Origin of the sequence: Allofournierella sp., assembly GCF_017889395.1 — a bacterium.
Lineage (GTDB): Bacteria > Bacillota > Clostridia > Oscillospirales > Ruminococcaceae > Allofournierella.
The window spans coordinates 26,108-36,627 of record NZ_JAGHKE010000016.1; the positions used below are offsets into that span (position 1 = coordinate 26,108).

Genomic DNA, 10,520 nt, shown 5'->3' on the forward strand with positions numbered 1-10,520 from the left:
ATGAAACAGAACGGAATCGGTTTTTATACCACGGGCCTGTCCTTTGTGGCTGGCGTTGTTGCTCTGGTCTTTTACATGATCAATGCAAAGACCGATTATTTCGCCAACCTGGGCGTGAGCCCGGTTGTGGTAAGCTGCACAGTGGTCGCCGTTGTCGCCCAGCTGCTCCTGCTGGTGCTTTCCAAGCAGAATCAGCCCATCTGGATGGATCTGGCAGCTGTGGCTGCTCCGGTGCTTTTGATGGTTGCGTTCATCAATCTGACCGGCTCCCGCGTCAATGGTATCGCGTCGATCATGACCTTCGAGAACAACGCGCAGACCATGTCGGATCTGACCAGTGCTATTGTCAGCATGGCGGCTTTGCTGATCGCTTGCTTGATCGGCATCGTTTCCTCCTATTTCAATATTCGTAAGGCCTGAGCCATGCAAACTCGAACCCCGGGAGTCCCATCTCTACTCCCGGGGTTTGGGTCTATTCAGAAGTACCATTGGGAAAGGGGAGAGAACATGAAAGCCGCCCGTCTGCTGCCGCTTGCTGCGGCTCTGCTGCTCACGGCCTGCGGTGCTGTGCCAGTCGGCGAAGAACCGGTTTGCCGCCTGGTGCTGGAACAAAGCGAGAGCTACACCACACAGCAAAGCCAGGTCGAAACAACGGTGGGCGGCCAGGTGGAATTTCTTCTAAGCCCACAGGATGGATATACCCTTACCGGAACGGATTATCCCGGCGCACAGCTTACCCGCACTGCTGAGGGGTGGCTGCTCACTCTGGATGATGTGCGCTATTCCGCCGTGATCCGAATCGAAGCCAGCAAAAGCGACTGGAGCCTGACCTATTATGCCAACGGAGGGCAGCGACTGGACAATGCCGACGCAAACGAGCCCGTCCGGCTGCCGGTGATGCAAAGCCATCTGAGGGTAAATACTGCCCTGGGCAGCGAGCTGTTCAGCCGCCCAGGGTACACGTTGGAAAGCTGGAACACCCAACCGGACGGAAGCGGCCAGCGGGTGGGGCTGGGTAGCCGGACTGAGCCCGATACTACCCTCTATGCCCAGTGGGCCGTTTGGACCCCGGAGGAGCAGTTCCAGTGGACCGAACAGAACGGGGAAGCGGTGATCACCGGCTATACCGGCAGTGAGGAATGTCTGGTGGTTCCCGGGCAGCTGGGTGGTATGCCGGTGGTGAGCATTAAAGGCGGAGCCTTCCGGAACGCAAATTGCACCCGGGTGATCCTGCCGGACAGCCTGCGCACCGTGGAGGTGGATGCCTTTGCGGACTGTGCCGTGGAGCAGCTGACCCTGTTTGACAACATCCAGACCATCACCGACTACAGCTTTTCCGGCTGTACGGCATTGACCACCCTCTACGTGAACGCCCGGGAGGCCCCGGTATACAGCGGCAGCTATTACGATACCTTTGCGGATAAATTTGACCGGCTGCTGTCTTTGAAGGAAAGCAAAAAGCTTGTGCTCTTCTCCGGTTCCTCCACCCGCTTTGGTTACGACAGCGCTCTGCTGGACCGGGAGCTGGAAGATTACGATGTGGTGAATATGGGCGTGTTTGCTTATACAAACGCCTATCCCCAGCTGATGCTGATTCAAAGCTGTATGCAGGAAGGGGATATCCTGCTGGTGGCGCCGGAATTCGACGCGGCCAAACGGCAGTTCTGTACCACCAACGAGCTGGACGAAGACTTTTTCTGCATGGTGGAATCCAATTATGATCTGGCCGCCGGGTTGGATCTGCGCCGGTGCAGCGGGACGCTGTCGGCGCTGCAGAGCTATCTGCAAACCAAGGCCGGGCTGACGCCCCGGTCCTACAGCATCAGCCCTTCCGATTATGACGAGGACGGCCAGCCGGTGGATACCCCCAGCTACAACGAGTACGGCGATTATATCCTGTACCGCCCCAACGCCGAGACCGACGACCCGATCTACGGTCTGAAGGTGGGCTGCACGGTGGAGGATTTCCCCCAGTGGCTTTACATCGACCCGGCAAATCAGGTTTACCGGCAGTTTCAGCAGGCGGGCATCTATGTTTACATGACCTACAGCCCCCGCAACCGGCTGTGCATCTCGGACGAAAGCACTCCCGAAGCAAGGCAGGAGCTGGATGCCTATTTCCGCCGGACGCTGGCGATCCCGATCATTTCCCATCTGGAGGATTCACTGGTGCCGGGGCGGTATCTTTACGGCACCGACAACCATCTGTCCACCGAAGGGGTGGAGCTGCGCACCCGTCAGGTGCTGGAAGAGCTGAAGACCCAGATGAGCAGGGACGGGCTGCTGCAGTCATAACAGAAACAATCAAACGAAAGGGGAGAGGGAGGATGCTGTGCTGTGCACTGGCTCTGGCGGCGGGATTGCTGGGCTTTTTCAGCCGCCGCAGGGCAGGTCTTGTGCTGGCTGCCATGCCGCTGGCCGCACTGGCTGTGCTGGCAGGCCTTGTGCAGGGACTTGACTATGAAAATCTGACACTGATTCTGGCCGCGGCCGCCGTTCCCACTCTCTGGGGGAGGAGCAGGTCATGAACTTTACCGCAATGGAATTTGTGTGCTTCTTCCCGGTGGTACTGGCACTTTACCGGCTGCTGCCGCCCCGCTGGCGCTGGGCGGAGCTGCTGGCTGCAAGCTACTTTTTCTACGGTATCTTCAATCCCTGGACGGCCCCGTTACTGGCGGGCACCACCCTGATCACCTGGCTGTGTGCAAAGCGCATTGAGCAGTCGAAACGCCCGGCGGCGCGAAAGGCCTGGCTGCTTCTGGCGGGGGCGGTGTGCCTGGGCTGTCTGGGGCTGTTCAAATACGGTTCCTTTGTTGCCGGCTCGGTGAGCTGGCTGTTCACCGGCACCCCGGTCAGCCTTTCGTTGCTGCTTCCGGTGGGCATCTCTTTTTATACCTTTCAGACCCTTTCCTATGTGATCGATGTGTACCGGGGCAGCTTCCCCTGCGAACACCATCTGGGCTACTATGCGCTGTTCATCAGCTTCTTTCCCCAGCTGGTGGCCGGACCCATCGAGCGGCCGGGGAATCTATTACCCCAGCTACACGAGCTGAGCCTTCCCACTGGGGAAGATCTGCGGCAGGGTGGCTGGCGGCTGGCGCGGGGCTATTTCAAAAAGGTAGTTCTGGCGGACCAGCTGGCTCCGGTTGTGGACCAGGTCTATGCACTGGCGCAGCCGGGCGGCCCGGCCATTGTGCTGGCCACCGCCTGCTTTGCGCTGCAGATCTATTTTGATTTTTCCGCCTATTCCGAAATTGCCATTGGTGCGGCCCGCCTGCTGGGCGTCCGGCTGATGGAAAATTTCGATCATCCATACAGCGCCGCCTCGCTGCGGGAATTCTGGCGGCGCTGGCACATCAGCCTCACCGGCTGGTTTACCGATTATCTCTACATTCCCCTTGGGGGAAGCCGCTGTTCCGCATTGCGCCGCTGGCGAAATCTGGTGCTGGTCTTTCTGGCCAGCGGCCTGTGGCATGGCGCGGCCTGGCATTTTGTGCTGTGGGGCGTATTTCACGGCGTGTGCATGGTGGTTGAGGACATTGCCCGCCGGCGCGGTCTGCGGTTGTCCCGCCCGCTGGCCCGGATTGCGACGCTGGCGGTGGTCGGCGTTGGCTGGGTACTTTTCCGGGCGCAGGATATGACTCAGGCGGCAGAGCTTCTGACCGGTCTGTTCTCTGCATGGACCCCGGCCGGAATGAGTGTGACCCTGCAAACAGTGGGCGCAGCGGGTCTGGCACAGCTGGTGCTGACCCTGCTGGTTTACCGGCTGCTGCCGGAGCAATGGCCGGAAGGCCGCTCCGAGCGTACCGCGCCGGTGCTGTTTTACATCCTGCTGCTCACCGGCATTGCCTGGCTGGGTCTTGCGGCCAGCGGCCAGCAGAGTGCATTTTTGTATTTTCAGTTTTGAGGAACGCCATGAAACGATACGTGATTGCGGCCCTTGTCAGCCTGGCCCTGATTCCGCTGACGCTGCTGGCCTGGGGCTTCGGGCTGCCCAGCCAGTATGGGGAGTCCTTTCTGGGCGAGCTGCGGGAAAAATACGCGCTTCTCTGTCAACCATCGGAAAAGCCCCGGCTGATTCTGTTGGGCGGCAGCGCCGTCACCTTTGGGGTGGACGGCACCCTGCTGGAGGAGCTGCTGCCCCAATATGAGGTGGTCAATTTCGGCATGTATGCCGCGCTGGGCACCCGCCCCATGCTGGACCTTTCCCGGGAACAGCTGCGTCCGGGGGATCTGGTGCTCCTGATGCCCGAGCAGCAGGCGCAGAGCCTTTCCGGTTATCTGGGAACCGAAGCGCTGTGGCAGGCGGCGGACGGCGCATTTGAGCTGCTGTCCTGCGCCCGGTGGGAGGATCTGGGTGCGATGATCGGCCAGTTCCCGTGCTTTGCGGCAGGCAAGGCGGCCTACTTCGTGCAGGGCGGACCTCAGTTGCCAGAAGTATACCGGAAGGCATCTTTTGACGAAACGGGAAACCTGCGTGCCGGGCTTTGCGAGGCAAACACCATGCCCGGCGGGGTGGACCCCACCATGCCCATCTCCTTTGAACCGGATTTGCTGAGCGAGGAGTTTTGCACCCTGGTAAACGAATACACCCGCCAGGCAGAGCTGGCGGGTGCGACGGTGTGGTATCATTTTTCGCCCATGAATCAGGCGGCGGTGGAGCCGGGCAGCGACCCGGACGCCTTCTGTGATCGGCTGCGGGAAACGCTGGACTGTGAACTGGCGGGCAGCCCCCATACCAGCATGATGGAAGCGGGCTGGTTTTACGACACCAACTTCCATTTAAACGAAAAAGGCAGGCAGGTGTTCACCTGCCTGCTGGCGCGGGATATCAAGGCCATGCTGGGGGATTCCAGCCCCACTCCAGAAGCTGCAGTGGAGATGCCTGCGCTGGAGCAGCCTCAGAGTATACAGGGCGATGACCGAGACGCGGACTGCTTTGTTTATGAGCAGGTTTCCGACGGCTGGCAGATCACCGGCCTCAGCGAATCGGCTGGGGAGCGGAAGCAGCTGATCCTCCCGGCCTCCTGGCAGGGGCAGCCGGTCACCGGGCTTTCGGCGGACGCACTGAACGGGGCGCAGGCGCTGAAAACTCTGGTGATCCAGCAAAACATCACCGCTTTACCGGACGGCGCGTTTGCAGGCTGTCCGGCGCTGGAAACAGTGGTGCTGCTCCAGACCGACCCAGCCGCCCTGCTGGTGGGCCAGAATCTGCTGGCGGGCTCGTCTTGCACCATCGCGGTGCCGTCCGAGTCTTACGACCGCTACTGCCTGAGCTACAGCTGGTCCCCCTATGCGGACTGGCTTACTCGTTGGGAAGGCAGCCCGTTGTGAGCAGCTGCTCCAGAACCTGGGGCACGCTTGCGCACTGCCGGGGCAGCTTTTCCGCCAGCCGGGGGTCGGCGCTGGACATCAGGTAAGGATGCCCGGCTGCTTCCAGCATGGGCAAATCGTTCCAGTTGTCGCCGAAGGCCATCACGTTTTCCAACGGGATGATCAGTGCGCTGCACAGCTGCCGCAGACCGATGCCCTTGTTGGCCAGCGTGAAGTCCAGCCACTCGGCGCCGGCCACGGCCATATTGAATTTGCCGGACCATGTTTCGCCCAGGGCCTTTTCCGGCACAGCCGCGCCCTCCGGGCAGTAAGCGGAAATCTTGATGATGTCCTCTTTGATCTCCTCCGGGTCGCGCACCACCTGCACATGGTTGCCGGTGTCGTCCCGCATGCGGGTCACGAAGGAGTCGTCACACTGGCACAGGTAGCTGCAGTTCGCGCCGGAAATCAGCACCTCACAGCCCTCCAGCGCCAGAATATCCCGAATCAGGGCCATGGCGGCAGTGCGCTCCATTACGGTTTTGCCCAGAACCGGGGCGGACTCCTCGGTGCCGGAGCCATATAGAATCGCACCGTTTTCACACACATAGCACAGCTCGTCCTGCACCGGGCCGAACAGCTTGCGCAGCGAGTGGAACTGCCGCCCGGAAGCGGGGCAGAAGCGGATGCCCTGCTGAGAAAGACGGTGAATGAGCGAAAAAACCGACGGGTCCAGCTGTTTGGTACCATAAGGCAGCAGCGTGCCGTCAATATCGCTTACGATTAATTGAATCATACGAAATACCCCTCCTCATACATGCGCCTGCCATTGGGCGCTCCTCAATGGTTATACCACATTTGATGCGGCCCGTAAATGCCAAAAGCGGCGCCCAAGGAAAGGACAATACAGATGAAAGCATTGAACTTTAACACCGGCTGGACCTGGCGCCGGCTGACCGAAGACGGCCCCGGCACCCCTGTGACCCTTCCCCATGATGCTATGCTGAGCGAAGCCCGCAGCGAGATCTCGGCCGGCGGCATCAATACCGGCTGGTATGAGGGCCATGACTATATTTACAGCAAGAACTTTCACGTGCCTGCTGAATGGAAAGACCGCGCGCTGGTGCTGGAATTCGAGGGCGTTTATCACAATGCGGAGGTCTGGGTCAACGGGGTCAAGCAGATGTTCCGCCCCTATGGCTATACCAATTTCTATCTGGACCTTTCCGGTCTGCTGAACTACGGCGAGGAGAACCGGCTGGATGTGATCGCCCACAATGCGGACCAGCCAAACAGCCGGTGGTACTCCGGTGCGGGCATCTACCGACCGGTTACCCTGTGGACTGCGCCCTGCCGCCATATCCCGCAGAACGGAGTGAAGCTGCGCACGGTGTCGCTGGACCCGCCCACGGTGGAGGCGCAGGTGCGCACGGTGGGCACCGGACCGGTGACCATTGCACTGCTGAACGCCGATGGTACCGCTGCCGCACAGACCACGGTGCACAGCGACGGTACGGCCAGCGCAACCCTGACTGTGCCCGATGCCCGGCTGTGGAGTCTGGAGGAACCCAATCTGTATACCTGTCGGGTGACCTTCGGGGAGGATGAAGAGGAGTTCTTCTTTGGTCTCCGCACCCTGGAATGGGGCGAGCAGGGAATGCTGCTCAATGGCAAGCGGGTGATTTTGAAGGGAGCCTGCATCCATCACGATCACGGCATCCTGGGCGCCTGCTGTTATCCGGACGCGGAGGAGCGCCGGGTGCGGCTGCTGAAGGAAAACGGCTACAATGCCCTGCGCAGTGCCCACAACCCCTGCTCCAAGGCGCTTCTGGATGCCTGCGACCGGCAGGGCGTGCTGATGATGGATGAGTACATCGACCACTGGTACATCCACAAAACCGAGCACGATTATGTGGATTATTTCAAGGACTGGTGGAAGCAGGACCTGGCGGACATGGTGGACAAGGACTACAACCACCCCTGTGTGGTGCTCTATTCCACCGGCAATGAGGTGTCTGAAACTGCCCAGCCCAAGGGCATTGCTCTTACCGGCGAGATGACCGAATACCTGCACAGCCTGGATTCCGGCCGCCCGGTCACCTGCGGTGTGAACATCTTCTTCAACTTCCTCAGCTCCATCGGCTTTGGCGTGTACAGCGATGAAAAAGCCAAAAAGGAAGCGGCCGAGGCGGAAAAGCGCCGTCAGGCCGGTGAGAAGGCGAAAAAGAAAGCCTCGGTGGGCAGCAAGTTCTTCAACGATCTGGCCGGTTTGATGGGTGCGGGCTTCATGAAGCGGGGCGCAACGCTGCATGGCTGTGACGTAAAGACCCGGGATGCCTTCGCCAATATGGATGTGGCGGGCTATAACTATGGCATTCTGCGCTACCGGCACGATCTGAAAAAATATCCCCAGCGTCTGATTCTGGGCAGCGAGACCTTCTGCAGTGATGCCTATCAGTTCATGGAGCTGGCCAAACAGGAGCCCCGTATTCTGGGCGACTTTGTGTGGGCCGGTATGGACTATCTGGGTGAAGTGGCCATCGGCTCCTGGGAGTACAGCGACTATGCACCCCGGTTCGACGGCGGTGTGGGCTGGGTGTCGGCCGGTTCCGGCCGCATCGATCTGACTGGCAAGCCGCTGGGCGAAGCGCTCTATACCCGGGTAGCGCTGGAGCAGGAGTCCGGTCCCTACATTGCGGTGCGTCCGGTAAACCATACCGGCGACAAGCACTCGCCCTCGGCCTGGAAGATGAGCAACGCCACCGACAGCTGGAGCTGGCGGGGCTGCGCGGGCAATAAGGCGGATGTGGAGGTCTACGCCCGTGCCGCCCGGGTGGAGCTGCAGATCAACGGCAAAACCGTGGGCGAGAAACGGCTGAAAAACGATTGTCTGGCCCGTTTTACCTGCCGGTATGAGGACGGCACCATCACTGCGGTGGCCTATGATGAGGCAGGCCGGGAGCTGGGCCGCCGCAGCTTGACTACAGCGGGAGCAGATACCGAGCTTCGTCTGGAGGCAGAGCAGATGCAGGTGCAGCCCGGCGGGCTGTGCTACCTGCGGCTGCGTTACACCGACAAGGCAGGCATCACAAAGCCGCTGGAGCGGGGGGTGGTTCGCCTTTCGGTGGAAGGCGGCAGACTGCTGGGCACCGGCAGCGGCTGCCCCTATCAGGAGCGAAGCTTTCTGGGTGCAGAGACCGACACCTATTACGGCGAGGCGCTGGCAGTGGTACAGGCAGGCGAGGACGGCGTTCTGACCATTTGCGCCGAGGACGGCCGCTTTCGAGTACAGACAAGCGTGCAGATTATTCAAAAATAACAATAAGCGCGCGGCAGTGTGAAGCAGTGTGAACACATTGCCGCGCGCTTATTTGCTGACACATATCCAGGTCAGGAGCTGCTTCATACAAAATATCCAGAAAATGCCAAGCCAAACCCACAAAAGAACCGCCGTATTTTTGTGACTTCTCTCAAAAATATGCTCCGGCATGTGCAAATGCTTGCAAATGTACAGGTGATTTGTTATAAAGTGAATGGGCAATTCTGCGACGAGATACACCAAAAGACACAAAATATCGGAGGGGTCTTGCAAGTGTTTCAAATCACGGAATTTATGAAAAAACTGGATGAGCTGTATCAAAAAAAGCAGTTCTCTGACATAGAATCCTATTTAAATAATGGGATTAATGAAGCGTTGGGTCGGCACGATGAGGGCACGGCCCTGATTTTGTTAAATGAATTAATGGGCTACTACCGTTCTGTCAGCCGCCATGCGGACTGTGCCAAAGCTGCCGAACAGGCGCTGGCACTGATCGCATCCATGGGGCTGGAGGGAACGGTAAACCATGGCACCACCCTGCTGAATGCTGCCACCGGTCTGCGGGCGGCAGGGGAAAACGAGCAGGCGGAGAAGGCATACCGGCAGGCACAGACCATTCTGGAAGCCCAGCTTCCGGCGGAAGATTACCGTCTGGCTTCTCTTTATAATAATATGAGTCTGCTCTATGCATCCACCGGCCGGCTGGAGCAGGCTGCGGAATATGCACAGAAAGCTGTGAGCCGGATCGAACAAAACCCGGATGCGCGGGCAGAGCTGGCGATTTCGCTCTCCAATCTGGGCGGCATGTATACCCGGCTGGGCCAGTCTGAGCGGGCGCACCGGTGTCTGGAACGAGCAGTGCGTCTGTTTGAGCAGCTGCCCGGCGGAGATGACCCCCATTATCCGGCGGCACTTTGCGCGCTGGCGGAGCTGCATTTCCATCAGGGAGAGCCAGAAAAGTCGGCGGAGCTGTTTCGCCGTGCGCTGGGCCTGATCGAGCGAGTCTATGGCCGGAACGATGACTGGCAGACCACCCGGCGAAATCTGGCTGCGGCTGAGGACCTGATCGCCCGGCGGAATGCAGTGCAAAACAAAACGGGAATGGAGCTGGCCCGGGAGTTTTACGAACAGGCGGGCAGGCCCATGCTGCAGCAGAAGTATCCGGAATATGTAGGCCGTATTGCGGCAGGATTGGCGGGCGAAGGCTCCGAGTGCCTTGGCTTTGATGATGCCTTTTCGGTGGATCACGACTTTGGCCCGGGCTTCTGCCTGTGGCTGACCAAGGAGGATTATCAGGCCATCGGCAGTCAGCTGCAGGCGGATTATCAGGCGCTGGCGGCCCAGTGGTCGGGCGCACCCACCCGAAACATTACCCCGGAGGGTACAAACCGGGTAGGTGTTATGGAAATCGACGAATTCTTCCGCCGGTTTACCGGCCACAACCATGCGCCAAAAGCGGATTCTTTGCGGGATGTGATGGTTTGGAACACCATTCCTCAGGAGAGGCTTGCAGCGGCAGTGAGCGGCCAGGTGTTTGAGGACTCGCTGGGGGAGTTTACCCGGCGGCGAGCAGAGTTTTCCAAATATCCCGAGCCGGTGCGTCTTTACCGTCTGGGGCAGGCACTGGGCCGGATGGCACAGGCGGGGCAGTACAATTACCCCCGAGCGAAAAAACGGCAGGATACGGACATGATGTATGCCTGTCTGGCGGAGTTTGTGTCCGCCGCGCAGGAGACGGCTTATCTGCTGGACGAAACATATATGCCTTTTTATAAGTGGCGCGCCCGTGGAATGGAACAGCTGGAGCATGCAGGCAGCCTGATTCAGCTGCTGCATTGGCTGATGGAGCGCCCCGCTGCCGACGGACAGGCAGAGGAGACCATCGAGG

8 protein-coding genes are annotated in these 10,520 nt (G+C 59.7%); 7 read left to right on the forward strand and 1 reads right to left on the reverse strand.

The window, feature by feature from the left end; translation table 11 throughout:
* The 5 genes from J7G73_RS03295 (at window position 1) to J7G73_RS03315 (ending at window position 5,334) form a co-directional block, all read left to right on the forward strand.
* Window positions 1–420 carry a hypothetical protein gene (locus tag J7G73_RS03295; protein WP_291245220.1) on the forward strand — a complete coding sequence of 140 codons (420 nt, stop codon included), beginning with the start codon at window positions 1–3 and terminating at the stop codon, window positions 418–420.
* An 87-nt stretch (window positions 421–507) separates the two neighbouring features.
* Window positions 508–2,295: a leucine-rich repeat protein gene (locus J7G73_RS03300; RefSeq protein WP_291245221.1), complete on the forward strand. Its 1,788-nt coding sequence runs from the start codon at window positions 508–510 to the stop codon at window positions 2,293–2,295.
* Between the two features lie 32 nt (window positions 2,296–2,327).
* Entirely contained in the window at window positions 2,328–2,528 is a 201-nt protein-coding gene (locus tag J7G73_RS03305) for a hypothetical protein (protein WP_291245222.1), read from the forward strand.
* A complete protein-coding gene (locus tag J7G73_RS03310; protein ID WP_291245223.1) occupies window positions 2,525–3,907 on the forward strand; it encodes an MBOAT family O-acyltransferase in 1,383 nt (460 codons plus the stop codon). Before J7G73_RS03305 ends, J7G73_RS03310 begins: the two co-directional genes overlap by 4 nt.
* An 8-nt stretch (window positions 3,908–3,915) precedes the next feature.
* Window positions 3,916–5,334 (forward strand): leucine-rich repeat domain-containing protein, encoded by a 1,419-nt coding sequence (locus tag J7G73_RS03315; RefSeq protein ID WP_087295182.1) that lies wholly within the window; start codon window positions 3,916–3,918, stop codon window positions 5,332–5,334.
* Here the strand turns inward: J7G73_RS03315 and J7G73_RS03320 are convergent.
* Window positions 5,306–6,109, reverse strand: coding sequence for an HAD family hydrolase (locus J7G73_RS03320; protein ID WP_291245224.1), 804 nt, complete (start codon window positions 6,107–6,109; stop codon window positions 5,306–5,308). The two genes, J7G73_RS03315 and J7G73_RS03320, sit on opposite strands and share 29 nt — an antisense overlap.
* Window positions 6,110–6,223: 114 nt before the next feature.
* On the opposite strand from J7G73_RS03320, the gene J7G73_RS03325 reads away from it, so the two are divergent.
* Window positions 6,224–8,632: a glycoside hydrolase family 2 TIM barrel-domain containing protein gene (locus J7G73_RS03325; RefSeq protein WP_087295177.1), complete on the forward strand. Its 2,409-nt coding sequence runs from the start codon at window positions 6,224–6,226 to the stop codon at window positions 8,630–8,632.
* A gap of 408 nt (window positions 8,633–9,040) precedes the next feature.
* Window positions 9,041–10,520, forward strand: a 1,480-nt coding sequence (locus tag J7G73_RS03330) for a DUF4037 domain-containing protein (RefSeq protein WP_291245225.1), incomplete at its 3' end; no start/stop codon positions are given.